General features: G+C 68.9%; 20 protein-coding genes and 1 riboswitch. Of the genes, 2 read left to right on the top strand and 18 right to left on the bottom strand.

Going from position 1 to position 17,886, the window contains the following annotated elements; all coding sequences use genetic code 11:
- The first annotated feature begins 2 nt into the window (after positions 1 to 2).
- On the top strand, positions 3 to 440 hold the full coding sequence (locus BHE97_RS09935; protein WP_087623868.1) for a LemA family protein: 438 nt from the start codon (positions 3 to 5) through the stop codon (positions 438 to 440).
- A 211-nt stretch (positions 441 to 651) separates the two neighbouring features.
- Here the strand turns inward: BHE97_RS09935 and pheT are convergent, their stop codons facing one another.
- The 7 genes from pheT to infC form a co-directional block, all read right to left on the bottom strand.
- Positions 652 to 3,150 (bottom strand): phenylalanine--tRNA ligase subunit beta, encoded by a 2,499-nt coding sequence (pheT, locus tag BHE97_RS09930; RefSeq protein ID WP_087623867.1) that lies wholly within the window; start codon positions 3,148 to 3,150, stop codon positions 652 to 654.
- 23 nt (positions 3,151 to 3,173) lie between these two features.
- A complete protein-coding gene (gene pheS, locus BHE97_RS09925) occupies positions 3,174 to 4,277 on the bottom strand; it encodes a phenylalanine--tRNA ligase subunit alpha (protein WP_087623866.1) in 1,104 nt (367 codons plus the stop codon).
- A gap of 78 nt (positions 4,278 to 4,355) precedes the next feature.
- Positions 4,356 to 5,378 carry a PAS domain-containing sensor histidine kinase gene (locus BHE97_RS09920; protein WP_236757627.1) on the bottom strand — a complete coding sequence of 341 codons (1,023 nt, stop codon included), beginning with the start codon at positions 5,376 to 5,378 and terminating at the stop codon, positions 4,356 to 4,358.
- A 57-nt stretch (positions 5,379 to 5,435) separates the two neighbouring features.
- Complete coding sequence (locus BHE97_RS09915) at positions 5,436 to 6,233, bottom strand: RNA methyltransferase (RefSeq protein ID WP_236757626.1); 798 nt, start codon at positions 6,231 to 6,233, stop codon at positions 5,436 to 5,438.
- 19 nt (positions 6,234 to 6,252) lie between these two features.
- Complete coding sequence (gene rplT / locus BHE97_RS09910) at positions 6,253 to 6,645, bottom strand: 50S ribosomal protein L20 (protein WP_087623864.1); 393 nt, start codon at positions 6,643 to 6,645, stop codon at positions 6,253 to 6,255.
- Between the two features lie 39 nt (positions 6,646 to 6,684).
- Complete coding sequence (gene rpmI / locus BHE97_RS09905) at positions 6,685 to 6,879, bottom strand: 50S ribosomal protein L35 (protein WP_087623863.1); 195 nt, start codon at positions 6,877 to 6,879, stop codon at positions 6,685 to 6,687.
- Position 6,880: 1 nt separating this feature from the next.
- Positions 6,881 to 7,663 (bottom strand): translation initiation factor IF-3, encoded by a 783-nt coding sequence (infC, locus tag BHE97_RS09900; protein ID WP_087623862.1) that lies wholly within the window; start codon positions 7,661 to 7,663, stop codon positions 6,881 to 6,883.
- Between the two features lie 194 nt (positions 7,664 to 7,857).
- Here infC and BHE97_RS09895 point away from each other — a divergent pair, with 194 nt between their 5' ends.
- A complete protein-coding gene (locus BHE97_RS09895; RefSeq protein WP_236757625.1) occupies positions 7,858 to 8,829 on the top strand; it encodes a hypothetical protein in 972 nt (323 codons plus the stop codon).
- A 13-nt stretch (positions 8,830 to 8,842) separates the two neighbouring features.
- Here BHE97_RS09895 and BHE97_RS09890 read toward each other — a convergent pair whose 3' ends face one another.
- The 11 genes from BHE97_RS09890 to fmt all read right to left on the bottom strand — a co-directional run bounded on the left by BHE97_RS09890 (position 8,843) and on the right by fmt (position 17,875).
- Positions 8,843 to 9,334: an SseB family protein gene (locus BHE97_RS09890; RefSeq protein WP_087623860.1), complete on the bottom strand. Its 492-nt coding sequence runs from the start codon at positions 9,332 to 9,334 to the stop codon at positions 8,843 to 8,845.
- Positions 9,331 to 9,744, bottom strand: coding sequence for a PH domain-containing protein (locus tag BHE97_RS09885; RefSeq protein WP_236757624.1), 414 nt, complete (start codon positions 9,742 to 9,744; stop codon positions 9,331 to 9,333). Before BHE97_RS09885 ends, BHE97_RS09890 begins: the two co-directional genes overlap by 4 nt.
- Entirely contained in the window at positions 9,744 to 10,589 is an 846-nt protein-coding gene (gene hisG / locus BHE97_RS09880; protein ID WP_087623858.1) for an ATP phosphoribosyltransferase, read from the bottom strand. Before hisG ends, BHE97_RS09885 begins: the two co-directional genes overlap by 1 nt.
- 81 nt (positions 10,590 to 10,670) lie before the next feature.
- Positions 10,671 to 10,934, bottom strand: coding sequence for a phosphoribosyl-ATP diphosphatase (locus BHE97_RS09875; RefSeq protein ID WP_087623857.1), 264 nt, complete (start codon positions 10,932 to 10,934; stop codon positions 10,671 to 10,673).
- 36 nt (positions 10,935 to 10,970) lie between these two features.
- Positions 10,971 to 11,444 (bottom strand): 6,7-dimethyl-8-ribityllumazine synthase, encoded by a 474-nt coding sequence (gene ribH, locus BHE97_RS09870; RefSeq protein WP_087623856.1) that lies wholly within the window; start codon positions 11,442 to 11,444, stop codon positions 10,971 to 10,973.
- Positions 11,445 to 11,523: 79 nt separating this feature from the next.
- On the bottom strand, positions 11,524 to 12,786 hold the full coding sequence (locus tag BHE97_RS09865; RefSeq protein ID WP_087623855.1) for a bifunctional 3,4-dihydroxy-2-butanone-4-phosphate synthase/GTP cyclohydrolase II: 1,263 nt from the start codon (positions 12,784 to 12,786) through the stop codon (positions 11,524 to 11,526).
- The gene (locus BHE97_RS09860) at positions 12,779 to 13,390 is read right to left on the bottom strand and encodes a riboflavin synthase (protein WP_087623854.1); all 612 of its coding nucleotides are present in this window, start codon (positions 13,388 to 13,390) and stop codon (positions 12,779 to 12,781) included. Before BHE97_RS09860 ends, BHE97_RS09865 begins: the two co-directional genes overlap by 8 nt.
- Positions 13,390 to 14,448, bottom strand: coding sequence for a bifunctional diaminohydroxyphosphoribosylaminopyrimidine deaminase/5-amino-6-(5-phosphoribosylamino)uracil reductase RibD (ribD, locus tag BHE97_RS09855; protein ID WP_236757623.1), 1,059 nt, complete (start codon positions 14,446 to 14,448; stop codon positions 13,390 to 13,392). Before ribD ends, BHE97_RS09860 begins: the two co-directional genes overlap by 1 nt.
- A 69-nt stretch (positions 14,449 to 14,517) precedes the next feature.
- Positions 14,518 to 14,644, bottom strand: a riboswitch (FMN riboswitch).
- A gap of 182 nt (positions 14,645 to 14,826) precedes the next feature.
- Positions 14,827 to 15,492: a ribulose-phosphate 3-epimerase gene (gene rpe / locus BHE97_RS09850; RefSeq protein ID WP_087623853.1), complete on the bottom strand. Its 666-nt coding sequence runs from the start codon at positions 15,490 to 15,492 to the stop codon at positions 14,827 to 14,829.
- Positions 15,493 to 15,570: 78 nt separating this feature from the next.
- A complete protein-coding gene (locus BHE97_RS09845; protein ID WP_087623852.1) occupies positions 15,571 to 16,857 on the bottom strand; it encodes a transcription antitermination factor NusB in 1,287 nt (428 codons plus the stop codon).
- 94 nt (positions 16,858 to 16,951) lie between these two features.
- Positions 16,952 to 17,875, bottom strand: coding sequence for a methionyl-tRNA formyltransferase (fmt, locus tag BHE97_RS09840; protein WP_087623895.1), 924 nt, complete (start codon positions 17,873 to 17,875; stop codon positions 16,952 to 16,954).
- Positions 17,876 to 17,886 lie beyond the last annotated feature (11 nt).

Genomic DNA, 17,886 nt, shown 5'->3' with positions numbered 1-17,886 from the left:
CCATGGAGCTCGTGATCATGGCCGTGATCGCTCTCCTCGGGCTGTGCATTCTGGCCTGGGCCTCCCGCCGGCGGCGCAGGTTCCACAGACAGGACGCGATCCATACCGGGACCATCCAGTTGGCCGGGTCGCTGCGCCGGGCCACGGCTCCCCTTCCCGAGCTGCTCGACAGCGTCGGCGACTACGCCGCCTATGAGCGGGCGGTGTTCGCCGCAGTGCGTGCCGCCGCCCAGGACACCCGGCAGATCTCCTCCGCCGATGAGGCCGTCGCCGTCCACGATCGTCTGGTCGCGGCACTCGGCGATCTGTTCGCGATCATCGAGGTGTATCCCGATCTCGTCGCCGATGACGCCACGGCGGCCCGGATCCGTGTCGTTGAGGATGCCCTGGAGGACGCCGCCCGCCGACGCGCCGAGCTGACACCGCTCCTGCGCCGCTGATCCCGGGCCCGTCTGCGCACGCGATATCGCACACCCGGATCGGGCGGAGCGTGGTCAACCACCGCCGCGGACACCCGACCACGCGCGCTCCAGCAGACCCTCCTCGCCTGTTTCGGCGGTGACTGAGCGTCCATCCCATGGAGCGAACGGACGCTCATCCACCGCCGAGGACCGGAAATGGACGCCTACTCACCGCCGGGGGCGGGGCGGGTCAGCGCAGGGTGGCACCGAAACGATCCGCCGCGAGCTGCACGGCGGCAGCCCGGGCACCGGCGATCTCGTCCTCAGTGAGGGTGTGGTCGTCTGCACGCAGCCGCACATTGAAGGCCAGCGACACATGTCCCTGCGGCACCGGCTCGCCGGTGTACAGATCGAACAGCCGCACCGACTCGATCAGCGGGCTCGCCTCGGCGAGTGCCTGCTGCAGCGCCCCGGCCGGCACCGTCGACTCGACGATGAACGCCAGGTCCTCCTTCGCGACCGGGAAGGCGGAGAAGTCCGGGCGCGGACCGATCTCAGGCGCCGCGGCCAGCAGAGCGTCCAGGTCGACCTCGCCGGCCACGGCCCGGGGCGGAAGGCCGTAGGCCTCCGCCACCTTGGGGTGCAGCTCCCCCGCATGTCCCACAACGCGCCCGTCCAGCACCAGCGCGGCGCAACGTCCGGGGTGGAAGGGTGCGAGGGACGCTGCCTCCACGGAGACCTCCACATGGAGCACATCGGCGAGACGCCGAGCCACCGCGACGGCATCCGCCCACGCGACAGGACGGCCGGGGCCGTCCCAGCCGCCACGCTCACGGTCGCCCAGCAGCACCCAGGACGCCGTCAGCGGCTGATCGGGCAGCGCCGCGTCGAGCACGGCGAGCTCCTCGGGCGTCGGCCGGCGATCGACCCCGTAGATCGGGGCGGCGGGCGCGCCGGATCGCGGCCGGAACACGCGACCCACCTCGCTGATCGCGACATCGTCGTGACCTCGACCCACGTTGAGGCTGGCGCTGCGCAGCAATCCCGTCAGCAAGGTGGTCGTGAGGCCGGGCTCCTCGGCGGACAGCGGATTCTCCAGCAGCACCTGCCGGCGCCGCTCGTCGTCCGACCCGAGGCCCAGGCGGTCGAAGTCCGCCGGTCCCGCGAACGGGAAGGTCTTGACCTCGACGAGACCATCGCCGGCGAGCGCATACCCGACCCGGCGCCGCAGCTCCTGCGCCCGCGTGAGCCCGCGACCGCCCGAGGCCTGGGGCAGCACCGAGGGCACCTGGTCGTAGCCCACGACGCGCAGGACCTCCTCGACGACGTCGTACGGATCGTTGATGTCGAAGCGCCACGGCGGCGGGACTACGACAAGTGACTCGCCGTCGACGCGCACCTCGCACGCATTGCCCTCGAGCGCTCGGACGGCGGCATCGGTGTCGATCGACTCGACGCCCGCGATCCGGCGTGGCAGGTCGACGGGTAGCACGACCTCACGGCGGGTGTCGACCTCACCGACCACGGTGAGACCCGGCTCGACTTGCCCGCCGCCATGCTCGACGAGGAGCTCGGCGACCCGCCGCGCCGCGCGGACCTGCAAGGTCGGATCCACGCCGCGTTCGAAGCGGCGTGCCGCCTCCGACGACAGCCGGTGCCGTCGCGACGCGCGCGCGATGGTCGCGCGGTCGAAGTGGGCCGCCTCGATGACGATGTCAGTGGTGGCGTCGTCGATCTCGACGCGCGCGGCCCCCATGACACCGGCCAGGCCCACCGGCCCGTCGTCATCGCAGATCAGGAGATCCTGGGGGTCGAGTGCGCGATCGATATCGTCGAGGGTGGTGAGCCGCTCCCCCGCCGCCGCGCGGCGCACCCGGATGGGACCCTTCAGCTTGGCCGCATCGTAGGCGTGGTTGGGCTGGCCCAACTCCAGCATCACGTAGTTGCTGACGTCGACCGCCAGCGAGATCGAGCGCATGCCCGCCTGCACCAGACGCCGGGCGATCACGGCCGGCGTCGGACGCGTCGGATCGAATCCGCTCACCCTCAGGGTGGTGAACACCGGACAGGCAGCGGCATCCTCGACGACGACCGGATAGGCCTCGGCTTCGGCCTCCGGGACCGCGATATCGGCGGGATCCTCGAAGGGCAGGCCGAAGGCGAGTGCGGTGTCACGCGCGACACCGCGCATCGACCAGGCGTAGCCGCGATCGGGGTTGACCTCGAGGTCGAGGGTCTCCTGGTTCAGCCCGAGCAGCTCGACCGCATCGGCCCCGGGCTCGGCGGACCCCGGCTCCAGCACGAGGATCCCCGAGGCATCCCCGGGCAGGCCGAGCTCGGCCGTGGAGCAGATCATGCCGTCGGAGACATGTCCATAGGTCTTGCGCGAGCCGATCTCGAATCCCATCGCGGGCAGGAAGGTGCCCGGCAGGGACACGACGACCAGATCCCCAGGACCGAAGTTGTGGGCTCCACAGACGATCCCGCGCCCCGCGGGGACGTCCTCGGTGGCCGGCTCGTTGTGCTCCGGGCCGACGTCCACGCGGCACCAGTTGATGGTCTTGCCGTTCTTCTGCGGCTCGGGCTCGGCGGTCAGGACGCGCCCGACCACCAGCGGGCCGGTGATCCGCCCGCCGATGATCTCCTCGAGCTTGAGGTCGAAGGCGGTGAGCCGGGCGGCCAGCTCCTCGGTGGACACCGAGGAGGGCAGCGAGGTGAGCTCACGCAGCCAGGAGACAGGGACCTTCATGGAGTGGAGTTACCTCTCGACTGTCACAGACCGATGCCGAAGGGCTCGGTGAAGCGGATGTCGCCGTCCCAGAGATCTCGCAGATCGGCGATGTCGTAACGACTGGTGATGGTGCGGTCCAGGCCCATGCCGAAAGCGAACCCGGAGTACCGCTCGGGATCTACCCCGCAGGCGATCAACACACGCGGGTTGACGACACCGCAACCGCCCCACTCGACCCATCCCTCGCCCCGGCAGGTGGGGCAGTCGGCCACCTGCGCCGAGTCGTTATGGCACACATAGCAGAGCAGGTCGACCTCGGCGCTCGGCTCGGTGAAGGGGAAGTACGACGGACGGAAGCGCGTGGTGATATCGGCCCCGTAGATCGCCCGGGCGAGATGATCCAGCGTGCCCTTGAGGTGGGCCATCGACAGGCCCTCGTCAATCGCGAGACCCTCGACCTGGTGGAACACCGGTGCATGGGTCGCATCGGGCTCGTCGGTACGGAAGACCCGCCCCGGGCAGGCAATGTAGATGGGTGGCGTGCGGGTCAGCATCGTGCGTGCCTGGACCGGCGAGGTATGGGTCCGCAGTACCATCGCCGCGGACTCGGGGGTCACCCAGAAGGTGTCCATCATGGTGCGAGCCGGATGATCGGGTCCCAGGTTCAGCGCATCGAAGTTGAGCCACTCGGCCTCGACCTCGGGACCTTCGGCGATCTCCCAGCCCATCGCGACGAAGATATCGCTGACATGGTCCTGGATCGTCGTCAGCGGATGACGGGCGCCGACCGGCTCCCGGTCGATCGGCAGTGTGACGTCGACGGCCTCGGCGGCCAGCTTGCGCTCGAACTCCTCCGCCTCGACCTCGTCGGTGCGGCGGGTGAGGGCCTGGTTGACGGCACCGCGGGCCTGTCCGACGCGCTGTCCGGCCTCTTTGCGTGCCTGCGGTGGAAGCGCCCCGATCTCTCGATTGGCCAGAGCGAGCGGCGAGCGGTCGCCGACGTGCTCGATCTTGGCCTGCTTAAGCGCCTCGATCGAGTCGGCCGCGGCGATGGCCGCGAGCGCCTCGTCGCGCATGCGCTCGACCTCGTCGGCACGCAGGGGGGTGACCTCGACGGGATCGTAGTCGGAGTTGGGCGCGGACATGGGAACGAGTCTATCGACGTGACGTCCACTGCCAGGACAGGGCCGCAGAACGCGCACCTCTCGCCGGTCGTGGTCCTGTCAGTCCACCAGGCCGGCGGGCTGGTTGATCGGAAGCCGCACGGTGATGCGTGCGCCGCCGACCTCGGTCGAGCCGATATCGATCGTGCCGTGATGCTGCTCCACCACCCCGCGCACGATGAACATGCCCAGACCGCTGCCGGCCCCCGGTCCCGACTTCCAGAAACGGCTGAACACCCGCTGTCGCAGCTCCGGCGGGATGCCGCTGCCATGATCGCTGACCTCGACCTCGACCCCGTCTTCGACCGAGCGCACCACGACGTCGCGCAGACCGTCCCCGTGCCGGACCGCGTTCTCGACGAGATTCGTGAGCACCTGCATCAGCCGGTCCTCGTCACCCCACACGACCGGGATCTCCCCGCGGATCACCGGCTCGGGTCGCTCCTCGGACGCGGCGAAGACGCTCGCCAGCACTCGGCGCGCCAGCGCGTCGAAGGCGACCGGCCCGGTGCGCAGCGTGAGCCGGCCGGAGTCGATCCTGGCGGCATCCAGCAGCTCGGCGATGAGTCGGCTCAACCGGTCGGCATCGGCATCGACCGTCGAGAGCATGAACTTGCGCTGCTCCTCGCTGAACTGGTCCCAGCGACTCAACAGGGTGGCGGTGAACCCCTTGATACCGGTCAAGGGCGATCGCAGCTCGTGGGCGACGGTCGCCACCATGTCGGAGCGCTCGCGGTCCCGCTGGTTACGGATCCGGGCGTTGCGGATCGACACCACGACCCGCACCACCCGACCGGCCGGCCGGTCACGCTCCAGGGACGCCGTGATGAGGTACTCGCTCCCGCGCGGCGACCACCAGGAATACTCCGAGATCCGGGTGCGCAGCTCGAAACCGTCGTAAGGACGGACCACGTCGTACCAGGAGTGTCCGTTGAGATCATCGAAGGGGATGGCGTCCTTGATGTGCATGCCGAGCATCTCATCGCCGACGGCTCTCGCCATCTCGCGCGTCCGCGCGTTGACGAAGGTCACGCGGCCCTCGGCATCGGCGATCACGATCCCGTCGGGAAAGTTCTCGAGCACACCACTGAGGATAGTCCGAGCGGACGATACCGTACCGCTCGGGAGGGCTATCGGGGATCAACTCCGCAGCGCGTGCGCTGACGCATAGGCGCAGACCGCGGCGGCCGTGGCCAGGTTCAGGCTCTCAGCGCGTCCGTAGATCGGCACCCGCACCACCTGATCACACCGCTTGCGGACCGTCTCGGGCAGCCCATGGGCCTCATTGCCCATGAGCCAGGCGGTGGGGCGGGCGAGGTCCACGGCCTCGTCGAAGAGCTGCGCCTCTCCCCCGCCGTCGGCCGCCAGCAGCTGGACATCGCGCTGCCGGATCAACCCCAGGGCGCTCTCGGCATCTCGCTCGACGACGACCGGCAGATGGAACAGCGAGCCGGCTGTCGAACGGACGACCTTGGGATTGAGGGGATCGACACTGTCTCCGATCACCAGGACGGCATCGGCGCCAGCCGCATCAGCCACCCGGATCACCGCCCCGAGATTGCCCGGATCGCGGATCTCGAAGCACACGATCACCAGACGCCAAGCGATCGCCTCGATCGAGGCGATGGTTCGGGTGAGATCATGGCACCGTGCGACGATCCCCTGCGGCTGAACCGAGTCGGCGATCTCCGCGAGCACCTCGTCATCGACGACGTGCCAGGTCAGGCCCCCGCTGCGCCAGCTCCCGTATCGGCGTGAGGCATCCGACGTGGCGAACACCTCGATGACGGTACCGGCGAGTGTCAGGGCCTCGCGCACTGCCTGCGGGCCCTCGGCGAGGAACTCACCGGTCTTGGCCCGGAACGACCTCGTGGCGAGCCGCCGAGCGTGCTTGACGCGCGCGGAGCGCACGGTCAGCACGTCAGGCGGGCTCGCCACGTGAGTCGCCGAGTCCGGCTCAGGCCGCGGAATCGGCCTTGGGCGCGTTGACATCCTCGGGCAGGTTGGCCTTGGCCACCTCGACGAGGGCGTTGAATGCGTCGATGTCGTTGACGGCCAGATCGGCGAGGATCTTGCGGTCGACCTCGACCTCGGCGGCCTTCAGGCCCTGGATGAAGCGGTTGTAGGTCAGACCCTGCGCACGCGCGGCGGCGTTGATGCGCTGGATCCAGAGGCGACGGAAGTCGCCCTTCTTGGCGCGGCGGTCGTTGTAGGAGTAGACCAGCGAGTGGGTGACCTGCTCCTTGGCCTTGCGGTACAGGCGCGAACGCTGGCCACGGTAACCCGAAGCGCGATCGAGGACCTCGCGGCGCTTCTTCTGGGCGTTCACGGAACGCTTGACGCGTGCCATAGGTGTCTCCTTAGAAAGTTCTGGTGTCGCGAACGGGTCTCAGAGCCCGAGCAGCTTCTTGACCTGCTTAGTGTCGGCCTTGGACACGCCGGTGGTGCCGTCGAGGCGACGCATCCGCGACGAGGGCTTGTGCTCCGCCAGGTGGTAGCGGTTGGCCTGCTGGCGACGCAGCTTGCCCTTGCCCGTGGTCTTGACGCGCTTCTTCATGCCCGAGTGGGGCTTGAACTTCGGCATGTTATGCCTCCATGTCTGGGTCGAGGTTCTCCGAGCGACGCCGGGGCTTCTTCGGCGTCGCATTCTGCTGATGGGCTTCGCGGTGGGCCTTCTCGGCCTCCGCCTCCGCCTCGGCATCCGCGACTCGCTGGGCGGTGGTCTGTTCCTTCTCGGCCCGGACCTGCGCCTGCGCTTCGGACTTCTTCTTGTGAGGGCCGAGCACCATCGTCATATTGCGACCGTCCTGGCGGGCGTTCGACTCGATGAAGCCGAGGTCCTGCACGTCCTCGGCGAGCTTCTGCAGCAGGCGGAAGCCGAGCTCGGGACGGTGCTGCTCACGGCCACGGAACATGATCGTGATCTTGACCTTGTCCCCGGCCTTGAGGAACCGCACGACGTGACCCTTCTTGGTGTCGTAGTCGTGCTGATCGATCTTCGGCCGGAGCTTCATCTCCTTGATGATCGTGTTCGTCTGGTTGCGTCGGGACTCGCGGGCCTTCTGCGCCGCCTCGTACTTGAACTTGCCGTAGTCCATGAGACGGGCGACCGGCGGGCGTGCCTGGGGGGCCACCTCGACGAGGTCGAGGTCGGCCTCGGCGGCCAGGCGCAGGGCATCCTCGATACGGACGATGCCGACTTGCTCACCACTCGGTCCGACGAGGCGTACTTCGGGAACGCGAATCCGCTCGTTGACGCGCAGCTCGTTGCTGATGGGTCCTCCTGTGGGTCGTGGAGGGAGGACATGAAAATGGCCTCCGCGAAACGAAGGCCACCAGCGGAGCGGGCGATTCCACTCCAGACGCATGACGACACGTGTACGCCATGCGCAGAACCTCAAGGTCCGAGGACCAGGCAGGTGGGAGGTGACCTCCACTTCGATCAACCATCCTAGCAGGCCGGTTGTTCCCTGCGAAATCGTGGGCCACGGTGATCAGCACGTCATGTCCGGATCCCCGGGCTGTAACACGCGAGGGAGATGCTCGGGTCATGTTGTGGAGAGTGCGCACAGCCGTGGACGACCGCCCGGGGACTTTGGCGGCGCTCACCGTCGCCTACGGCCGCGAAGGAGTCAACATCCTCGCTTTCCAGGTGATGTCCTCCGGCACAACCGCCATCGACGAGTTCGTGATCGACGCGCCCGAATCTATCGCACCGGTCGCCCTCGCGACCACGGCCGAACAGGCGGGCGGCCGGGAGGTCACCGTCACCCGGGTGGACGACGCCGCGCTCGCCGACCTGCCCACGCGTTACCTCCACGCGGTTCACGAGATCCTCGAGGAGGAACGCGACCTCGAGGACGTCCTGAGCGATCTACTGGCGACCGCGCCGCCGGATGTCGCCGACTATGCCGGGCATGACGTGCTCGAGCTGCGCCGGCGCGACGGAACGGTGGTGCGGGTCAGTCGCGCCGTGCCGTTCACCCTCGCAGAGAGGAACCGCGCTACCGCATTGGTGTCACTCGTGAGCAATGCCGGAATCGATGTCCCGGCGATCGCGCCCTCGGCACGGACGGGCGCGATCCCGGTCGTCCGGGAGGCGACCCTCGCCGATATCGATCTCATCGCCGCCCTCCATGAGCGATGCGGCATCGAGACGCTGTATCGGCGGTATCGCGTGCCGCTGCGGATGCCGATGACGACCCGGATGGCGCGGCGACTCGTCGCGCCGGAGGTAGGAGCGTCGCTCGTCGTCCAGGCCGGCACCGATCTGGTGGCGCAAGGGTCACTCGTACCCGAGAACCCGGACGTCTGGACGTTCGAGCCGCTCATCGAGGACGACTGGCGGAATCACCGTCTTGGCGCGCAGCTCATTCGCGAAGCGGTGACCCGAGCGAGGGCCGGAGGTGCTCGCCGTCTGACGATCATCAGCGCAGGCTCGGACGACATGCTGCTGCGTCACGTCGGGGGTGCTGGATTCGTCGCGCGGGTCGAGCGCGTGGACGACACCATCCACATCACCATCCCGCTATGAGTGTTCTGGCGGGCTACCTCGGTGTGACCCACGCCGTACCGGTCTCGGTGCGGACCAGGACGTCCTCGTCGGCGATGTGCTCCAGATCCGCGGTCTCGACGACACAGAACTCCGGGGAGCCGAGATCGACGAGGAGCGCGGTGGCGCCCTCGGCACGAGCCGAGCGCGCCGCGTCCCGGCCGTAAACCGGCACCGGCCTGGCTCGGGGATTCCAGCGCTGCATCGCCGCGACACTCGTGAAGGTCAGCAGAGCCTGGCGGCCGTCGGCACCGGTCATCAGCACCGCGGCCATGTCGGCCCCCTTGTCTCCCTCGGTGAGCGCCGTCTGCGGATCGGAGGTCAGGACGGCCACCACCGGCACGAATACCCGCGCGGTCCCGTAGCGGCTCAGCACATCGACGAGCTCGCCGCCCATCACCCCCGCGAGTGCCGGATCGATCTGCCCGTCATCACCGGGGAAGGCCGGCTCGGCCAGCGACCGCTCCTGTCCCTCACCCCCGCTCATGAGATCTGCTCCTGCAGCCAGCGGACCGCCTCGCGGGCGGAGTCGCCGTCGCTGCCCTGGATCGCGAAGAGGATGACGCGCCGATCGTCGCGGGTGACCAAGGTCGGCCAGGGCGCACCGTCGCGCATCGAGATCGCGGCGATCTGCGACCACCCGAAGCGGTGTCGGCGGAAGCCGTTGACGACAGTCAGTCCCTCCGCGTCGGCCCGCACGGTGCTCCACGTGACGGCCAGGGCCAATAGGGCGATCACGCCGATGAAGCTCCACAAGGTCAGTGCCTGGGGCACGCTGAACCGGTAGTCCTCAGGGATCGCATTGCCGACGACGATCATCATCACCACGAGCACGGCCGTGGACATCCACATCACGATCGCCACCGCGACCGGACGGAACCTGCGCACCTCGGACATCAGATCCGGCACGCCAGGATGTCGGTGACGAGGATGCCGCGGGCGCCGATCGCGAACAGATCGTCCATGACCCGCTGGGCGGTGTCGCGCGGCACCATCGAGCGCACCGCCGCCCACCCCTCGCGATGAAGCGGGGAGACCGTGGGCGACTCGATACCGGGCGTCAACCGGACCGCGTCCTCGACCCGGTCCATGCTGATGTCGTAGTCCATCATCACGTAGGTCCGCGCGACGATCACACTCTCCAGCCGGCGACGGAACACCTCCAGCCCGTGAGGATCGGTGTCATTGCCCTGCGTGACGACCACGGCCTCCGAGGTCAGGATCGGCTCACCGAATACCTCCAGACCCGCCAGACGCAGCGTGGTGCCGGTCTCGACGACATCGGCGATCGCATCGGCGACCCCGAGCCGGATCGAGGTCTCGACCGCCCCGTCGAGCCGGACGACATCGGACTCGATCCCCAGCCGTTCCAGGTGCGGACGGACGATACCGGGATAGGACGTCGCGATGCGCCGCCCCGCGAGCTCGGTCTCCGCCGTCAGGGTTCCGGCGGGCGCCGCGAACCGGAAGGTCGAGGCCCCGAAGCCGAGGGTCATGATCTCCTCGGCCTGGGCGCCCGAGTCCAACAGCAGATCGCGGCCGGTGACGCCGACATCGAGTGTCCCCTCGCCGACGTAGATGGCGATATCGCGAGGACGCAGGTAAAAGAACTCCACCTGATTGTCGTGGTCGACGGTGACGAGGTCCTTGGCATTGCGACGCTGGCGATAGCCGGCCTCGGTGAGCATGAGGGAGGCGGCCTCGGACAAGGCCCCCTTGTTGGGAACGGCGACCTTCAACATGGTCTGACTCTTTCGTCCGATCGGGCTCGGTTCACGGCAGCGGCGGAACCCGGGGCATTCGGTGGTCGAGGCCCGCTGCCGTCACAGATGCGCGTAGACGTCGTCGAGCGAGATGCCGGCGGCGATCATCATCACCTGCGCGTGGTACAGCAACTGGCTGAGCTCCTCGGCCGCGCGCTCGGGGCCCTCGTGCTCGACCGCCATCCACGACTCGGCGGCCTCCTCGACCAGCTTCTTGCCGATGAAGTGGACACCGGCATCGATCTCAGCGACGGTGCCGGAGCCCTCCGGGCGCGTAGCGGCCTTCTGCTGCAACTCGGCGAACAGGCCCTCGAACGTCTTCATCGCACGTGAGTCTATCGCGATGCCCTCGCCGACCAGTCAGCCGCGTAGCCAGCCGAGGGTCGCCCAGCTCGCGAGGGCCGCCTCAGCGGCCTCGCGGCCCTTATCCTCCCGGCTGTCGGCCAGACCCGCGCGATCGAGGGCCTGCTCCTCCGTGTCACAGGTGAGCAGTCCGAATCCGATCGGGACGCCGGTGTCCAGGGATGCGCGGGACAGGCCGTCGGTGGCCGCCGAGGAGACGTACTCGAAGTGCGGCGTCCCACCCCGGATGATGACGCCGAGGGCGATGACCACGTCGTACTCGGCCTCCGCCGCCGCCTTGGCCACGAGCGGCAGTTCGAAGGAGCCGGCGGTGCGGATCAGGGTCACATCGCTGGCATGCGCATCCGCGAGGGCCAGCTGCGCCCCCGCGACGAGGCCGTCCATGACGGCGGTGTGCCAGCTGGAGGCGACGATCGCCACTTTGGCCCCCGAGGCATCCGTGGTCAGCGAGGGCGCTCCATGCCCGCTCATGCCGTCACCGCCTCAGAAAAAAGAACACTAGGCCGATAACGGCATGAGATGAACCTCAACGCTCGCTCGCTCCGCTCGCTCATAGTGAGACTCCTTGATCGAGGTCGACATCGTCGTAAGCGGTCAGATCGGGCAGATCGTGCCCCATCCGGGCCGCCTTCGTCTGCAGATAGCGCAGATTGTCGCGGGTCGGACGCACCGCGATCGGCAGCCTTTCCACCACCCTGACACCGTACCGTTCCAGCTGGACGGCCTTGTCGGGGTTATTGGTCAGCAGCCGCACGGAGTCGATCCCCAGGGCACGGAGCATCTGCGCGCCAGCCGCGTAGTCGCGGTCGTCCTCCCCGAAGCCGAGTTCCAGATTGGCATCCACCGTGTCGCGGCCCTGGTCCTGCAGCTCATAGGCCTGCAGCTTGTGCAGCAGGCCTATACCGCGTCCCTCGTGCCCGCGCAGATAGACCACGACGCCGGCACCGGCAGCCGTGATCGCGGCCATCGACGCCTGCAGCTGCGGGCCGCAGTCACACCGGCGGGAGCCGAGGACGTCACCGGTCAGGCACTCCGAGTGCAACCGAGTCAGAACCTCGGCCCGGCCGGGGTCGCCGTAGACCAGGGCGATGTGCTCCGAGCCGTCGATCCTGTCACGGAATCCGTGGGCGGTGAACTCACCGAACTCCGTCGGCAGCCGAGTCGTTGCGCGTCGTTCGATCTGCGACTCGTGCAGCCGGCGGTATACCTGCAGGTCCTCGATCGAGACCAGGGCGAGGCCGTGCTCGTCCGCGAAGGCCCGCAGCTCCGGCAGGCGCTTCAGCGTGCCGTCGTCGTTCATGACCTCGCCGATCACCCCGGCCTGAGTGAGGCCGGCGAGTCGCGCGAAGTCGACGGCGGCCTCCGTGTGCCCAGGCCGCTCGAGGACTCCCCCGGGCTTGGCGCGCAGAGGCACGATGTGCCCGGGCTGCACCAGCTCGAAGGGCTCAGTCGCCGAATCGGCCAGCACCCGGCAGGTGCGAGCACGGTCGGCCGCCGAGATGCCCGTGGTGACGCCATCACGGGCATCGATCGAGACCGTGTACGCGGTCCGCAGGCGATCGCGGTTGTGCGGGGTCATCAGCGGGATCGCCAGCCGGTCGAGGATCTCGCCCACGACCGGAGCGCAGATCAGACCGCTGGAGTACCGCACGAGGAAGGCCATCAGCTCCGGTGTCGCCTTCGAGGCGGCGAAGATCAGGTCGCCCTCGTTCTCACGGTTCTCATCGTCGACGACGACGATCGCCCTGCCGGCAGCGATATCGGCGACGGCCCGCTCGATCGAGTCGAGGCGGATACGGGTGGATTCAGCCATGGACGGCTCCTTTCGCGAGCAGTCGCTCGACATACTTGGCCAGCACGTCGACTTCGAGATTCACACGAGCGCCGGGCGCCAATGCCCCCAGCGTCGTGTCGGCGAGGGTGGTCGGGATCAGCGAGACCGAGAACCAGGGCTCGGGGTCGTCGGCGACCTCCACCACCGTCAGGGACGTGCCGTCCACCGTGATGGAGCCCTTCTCCACCAGATAGCGCGAGAGTGACTCGGGCAGGGCGAAGCGCAGCACCTCCCAGTGCTCGCTGGTCGTCCGATCGATCAGTCGTGCCGTCCCGTCGACGTGTCCCTGCACGACATGGCCGCCGAAGCGTGTCGTCGGCAACATGGCACGTTCCAGATTCACCCGGGAGCCCGCGGTCAGATCACCCAGCGACGACCGTTCCAGGGACTCGCGCATCACATCGGCGGTGAAAGTGTCCGCCGTGGGGTCAGTCACCGTCAGGCAGACGCCGTTCACCGCGATGGAGTCGCCGTGACGGGCCCCGTCGGTGACCACGGGCCCGCGGACGGTGAGCCGGACGGCATCGCCTTGGTCGCGAACTTGCACGACCTTGCCGACCTCCTCGATCAGTCCGGTGAACATCACTCGTACCCCTCTCCCTTGCCCATCGCCTCACGGGCAGGCGGTCCCGGCTTGCCGATGATGCGGATATCCGGCCCGATCGTGCGCAGATCGTCGACCTCGATCGGTCGCAGATCCGCCAGCGTGGTGGCCTCGCTTTCCAGCGCGGCGCGTCCCGAGCCGAGCATCGCCGGCGCGATATAGCCGATGACACGGTCGATGAGGCCCTCATTCCAAAAGGCCCCGGCCAAGCGTGGACCGCCCTCGAGCCAGACATGGTGGATGTCGTTCTCCATCAGCTTGGTGAGCACATCGCGCGGCTCGCGAGACTGGATCAGCAGTGTCGGCGCGATCCGATCGAAGACCCGGTAGTAGTTGGGGATCGTGGTCTCGCCGACGATGATCCGCATCGGCTGCCGCTCGTAGGGCAACGGCAGATCATTCTCGTCGCGGACCGAGAGCCGGGGGTCGTCTGCGAGCACAGCACCGGTCCCGGCCATGATCGCATCGCACTCGGCGCGGAAGCGCTGGACATCGCGACGTGCCTCGGCGCTCGTGATCCACTTGCTGGAGCCGTCCGGAGCGGCGCTCAGACCGTCGAGGGTCGCCCCGTACTTCCACGTGACGAAGGGCCGTCCGTGCCAGTAACGGTAGGCCCAGGGAGCGAGCTGCTCGCGCACCTCGTCGGCGAGGACCCCTGCCTCGACATCCACACCCGCGTCGCGGAGCATCGCCGCGCCCCCGCCTGCGGCGGGGTGCGGGTCGTCGATCGCGTACACGACTCGTGCGACACCGGCATCGATCAGCGCCCGGGCGCACGGACCCGTCCGGCCGGTGTGCCCGCACGGCTCTAGCGTGACGACGGCTGTGGCGCCCCGAGCGATGCCGCCGAGCTGTGCGAGGGCATCGGCCTCGGCATGCGCGCCACCGGGACGCGCGGTGCGACCGAGGGCGAGTTCCTGACCGGCCTCGTCGAGGATGACGCAGCCGACACTCGGATTGGGCAGGACGTTGACATTGTCGCGGGCAGCCTCGAGGGCGCGACGCATAGCGGCGATCTCGTGCTCGGTAGTGGGCACTGGTCCCCTTCCGCGGGTCGTTGCCCGCACATCCGGGGTCCGACGACGGAGCACGTGGCTCACCGTCGTCGCGTGCGCCTCCCATCCGGACTCTCACCGTCGGTCCTGGAGTTCCACCAGATCAACCGGCCCCGAAGGGCGCGGGTCGCGGACTGTCACCGCCGGCTCGGACTTTCACCGACCCCGGGCACGCGAGCACATGGCTCTGATGGCGATCAGTCTACCCGGGCCGGTCTCGGACCGGCCCACCGTCTCGACGGGCGGTCGTGTGCCACCCGTCCACGGGGCGTCCCCAGTCGGTCCGCCACGACGGAGGACGAGCTTCTGTGGCCGCCATAACAACCACGGACGCATATCCTCCGTCCGGCTCCGCCCGGGTCAGTGACGGCAGGCGGTGGCCTGTGCGCGCAACCTCTCGACCATCGCACCGGGGTCGTCGGCCCCGAAGACCGCCGAGCCCGCCACGAAGGTGTCCGCACCGGCCTCGGCACAGCGCTCGATCGTCTCGACGGAGACGCCCCCGTCGACCTGTAACCAGATATCGCCACCGACCTTGTCGAGCAGCTCGCGGGTCCGACGGATCTTGGGGAGGCACAGATCCAGGAACCTCTGACCGCCGAAGCCGGGCTCGACTGTCATAACGAGCACCATGTCCAGTTCCGGCAGGAGATCGGCGTACGGCTCGATCGGCGTGGCGGGCTTGAGCGCCATCGACGCCCGCGCCCCCTTCGCCCGCAGCTCACGTGCGAGGCGGACGGGAGCGTGAGCCGCCTCGACATGGAAGGTCACGCTCGACGCCCCCGCCTCGACGAAGGCCGGCCCCCAGCGATCGGGATCCTCGATCATCAGGTGCGCGTCGATCGGCTGCTCGGCGCTGCGGGCGAGCGACTCGATCACCGGCGCGCCCAGGGTCAGATTAGGCACGAAGTGGTTGTCCATGACGTCCATGTGCAGGAAGTCCGCGCTGGGAATACGGGCCGCCTCCTCGGCGATCCTGGCGAAGTCGGCGTTGAGCAGGCTGGGGGTGATGCGCACGTCGGCCATGGCACTCAGGGTAGTGGGGCGTCCTCCTGCGGCGGTGACGCGAGGTGCATCAGCCGGTGAGGAGGGATCGAGCGTGGCTCACGCCGATCGGCGCAGGAGGGCGAGGAACATGGCATCCGTACCGTCGCGATGCGGCCACCACTGGCGGCTCGACTCCAGCGCGACCGCGGAGCGTTCACGGACGGCGCCGTCGACCACCCCGCGCGTCTCCGCCACCACCGGCGAGCAGGTGGCATAGGCGACCACGCCTCCGGGACGGACGAGGTCGAGAGCACGGTCGAGCAAGTCGCGCTGCAATCGGATCAGATCGGCGAGATCCTCCGGCGTACGTCGCCACCTCGACTCGGGGCGACGGCGCAGCGCGCCGAGTCCGGTGCACGGCGCGTCGACCAGCACGCGGTCGAAGCTGCCGGGCTTCCACGGTCCGTGACGGCCGTCGTGCACGGTGACCTCGACATTGTCGAGGGCTCGCACCCCCTGACGGACGAGCTCGGCTCGATGCCGTTGGACCTCATTGGCCACGACGGTCGCACCGCGGTCACGAGCCAAGGCGCCCCAGAGCGCCGCCTTGCCGCCCGGGCCGGCGCACAGGTCGAGCCATCGCTCGTCGCGTCCGTCGACAGGAGCCTCCGCGCCGCCGATCGCCACGAGCTGTGAACCCTCGTCCTGCACGCCGGCTCGCCCGTCGCGAACCGCTGCGATGTCCCCGGGCACGCCTCCCGCGTCAAGGATGCGGGCATAGGGTGAGAGCGATCCGGGCGTCCCGGGCAACTCACCCGGATCGATGAGACCGGGGCGAGCGACGAGGGTGACCTTGGGCGGAGCGTTGTCGGCCGCGAGGAGAGCGGGCAGCTCGGCCGAATCGGGCAGTGCCGACCGCAGTTCCCTGACGATCCACACCGGATGCGAGTAGGCGACCGCCAGCGCCTCATCCTCCCCCAGATCACGAGTCACCTCGCCGATCCAGGTGTCGAGATCACGCGTGGCGATCTTGCGCAGGACGGCGTTCGTGAAGCCGACCGGCTTGTGGCCCACGTGCCGGCGCACCAGCTCGACCGTCGTCGAGACGGCGGCGTGATCGGGCACCCGCATGCTGAGCAGCTGATGTGCACCGAGCCGCAGGGCGTCCAGGACGGGCGCGTCGACCCGGTCCAATCCCTGCCGCGCGAGGGTCGCGATGATGGCATCATAGGTGCCGCGCAGGCGGATGGTGCCGCTGACCAGCTCGGTCGCGAAGGCCGCATCGCGGCCGCTCACGCCGCGATCGCGGAGCAGCCGCGGCACGACGAGGTTGACGTACGCGTCCTTGTCGTCGACCTCGCGCACCGCCTCGTACGCCACCGCGCGTGCCGGATCGATGCTCATCGTGCCCCCACCTGGACCGAGATGTGCTCCCCATCTGTCGACCGAGCACGCCTCCGGTTGACGGATAGGGAGCACATCGCGGTTCTGGCCATGCTCATCGCAGCGTCACCGTCGCCGCTCCGCCGAGGCCGCGCGCCCAGTCGGCGGCGTCCATCTCCTTCTTGCCGTGGGGCTGCACCCGCACGAGCCGGATGTCCTCGGTGGCGGTGCCGACGAGCACCTCGCGCTTGGTGATACGTGCCTCACCCGGGGCCAGGTCACGGGACTCGGCGATCTCGACCGGGCCGACCTTGAGCCGAGCCTCATCGTATGTCGTCCAAGCGCCCGGGGCGGGGGTGCATCCGCGGATCTGTCGGTCGACCGCGAAGGCGGGGCGATCCCAGAGGATCCGGGCGTCCTCAGTGCCGAGCTTCGCCGCATAGGACACCCCCTCCTCGGGCTGGGCGATGGCACCGATATCGCCATCCTCGATGTGGTCCACCGCATCGACCAGCAGGCCCGATCCCAGGGCGGCGAGGCGATCGAGCAGCGTGCCCGACGTGTCCTCGGGACGGATGCGCTCGGTGATCGTGCCGAGCACGGGGCCGGCGTCGAGCTCCTCGACGAGGCTGAACACCGTCGCCCCGGTGACCTCGTCCCCGGCCATGATCGAGCGCTGGACCGGTGCGGCGCCGCGCCAGGCCGGCAAGACGGAGAAATGCAGATTGATCCAGCCGAACTCCGGCAGGTCGAGCAGATCGCGGCGCAGCAAGGCGCCGTAGGCGACGATCGCTCCGATATCGGGATTAAGCGACCGCAGCTCATCGAGGAACGCCGGCTCCGAGGCCGAGACCGGTTTGAGAACCGGGAGGCCCGCCTCCTCGGCGGCCACCGCCACGGCGGACGGTTCGAGCCGTCGTCCGCGTCCGACGCGGGCATCGGGTCGGGTCACCACGGCGACCACCTCGTGCCGGCTCGCGAGCAGGGCGCGCAGTGTCGGGACGGCAGTCTCGGGGGTTCCGGCGAAGACGACTCTCACGTCGATCGAGT

Source organism: Aeromicrobium sp. PE09-221, assembly GCF_002174305.1.
GTDB lineage: Bacteria > Actinomycetota > Actinomycetes > Propionibacteriales > Nocardioidaceae > Aeromicrobium.
The sequence above is the reverse complement of the archived record's forward strand: the minus strand, read 5'-3'. Positions and strand labels throughout refer to the sequence as shown.

Bases quoted from the DNA above. Each gene is read 5' to 3' on its own strand.
- BHE97_RS09935 (WP_087623868.1), top strand. From the start codon at position 3: ATGGAGCTCGTGATCATGGCCGTGATCGCTCTCCTCGGGCTGTGCATT.
- pheT (WP_087623867.1), bottom strand. From the start codon at position 3,150: ATGAAGGTCCCTGTCTCCTGGCTGCGTGAGCTCACCTCGCTGCCCTCC.
- pheS (WP_087623866.1), bottom strand. From the start codon at position 4,277: ATGTCCGCGCCCAACTCCGACTACGATCCCGTCGAGGTCACCCCCCTG.
- rplT (WP_087623864.1), bottom strand. From the start codon at position 6,645: ATGGCACGCGTCAAGCGTTCCGTGAACGCCCAGAAGAAGCGCCGCGAG.
- rpmI (WP_087623863.1), bottom strand. From the start codon at position 6,879: ATGCCGAAGTTCAAGCCCCACTCGGGCATGAAGAAGCGCGTCAAGACC.
- infC (WP_087623862.1), bottom strand. From the start codon at position 7,663: ATGCGTCTGGAGTGGAATCGCCCGCTCCGCTGGTGGCCTTCGTTTCGC.
- BHE97_RS09890 (WP_087623860.1), bottom strand. From the start codon at position 9,334: ATGAGCGGGGGTGAGGGACAGGAGCGGTCGCTGGCCGAGCCGGCCTTC.
- BHE97_RS09885 (WP_236757624.1), bottom strand. From the start codon at position 9,744: ATGTCCGAGGTGCGCAGGTTCCGTCCGGTCGCGGTGGCGATCGTGATG.
- hisG (WP_087623858.1), bottom strand. From the start codon at position 10,589: ATGTTGAAGGTCGCCGTTCCCAACAAGGGGGCCTTGTCCGAGGCCGCC.
- BHE97_RS09875 (WP_087623857.1), bottom strand. From the start codon at position 10,934: ATGAAGACGTTCGAGGGCCTGTTCGCCGAGTTGCAGCAGAAGGCCGCT.
- ribH (WP_087623856.1), bottom strand. From the start codon at position 11,444: ATGAGCGGGCATGGAGCGCCCTCGCTGACCACGGATGCCTCGGGGGCC.
- BHE97_RS09865 (WP_087623855.1), bottom strand. From the start codon at position 12,786: ATGGCTGAATCCACCCGTATCCGCCTCGACTCGATCGAGCGGGCCGTC.
- BHE97_RS09860 (WP_087623854.1), bottom strand. From the start codon at position 13,390: ATGTTCACCGGACTGATCGAGGAGGTCGGCAAGGTCGTGCAAGTTCGC.
- rpe (WP_087623853.1), bottom strand. From the start codon at position 15,492: ATGGCCGACGTGCGCATCACCCCCAGCCTGCTCAACGCCGACTTCGCC.
- BHE97_RS09845 (WP_087623852.1), bottom strand. From the start codon at position 16,857: ATGAGCATCGATCCGGCACGCGCGGTGGCGTACGAGGCGGTGCGCGAG.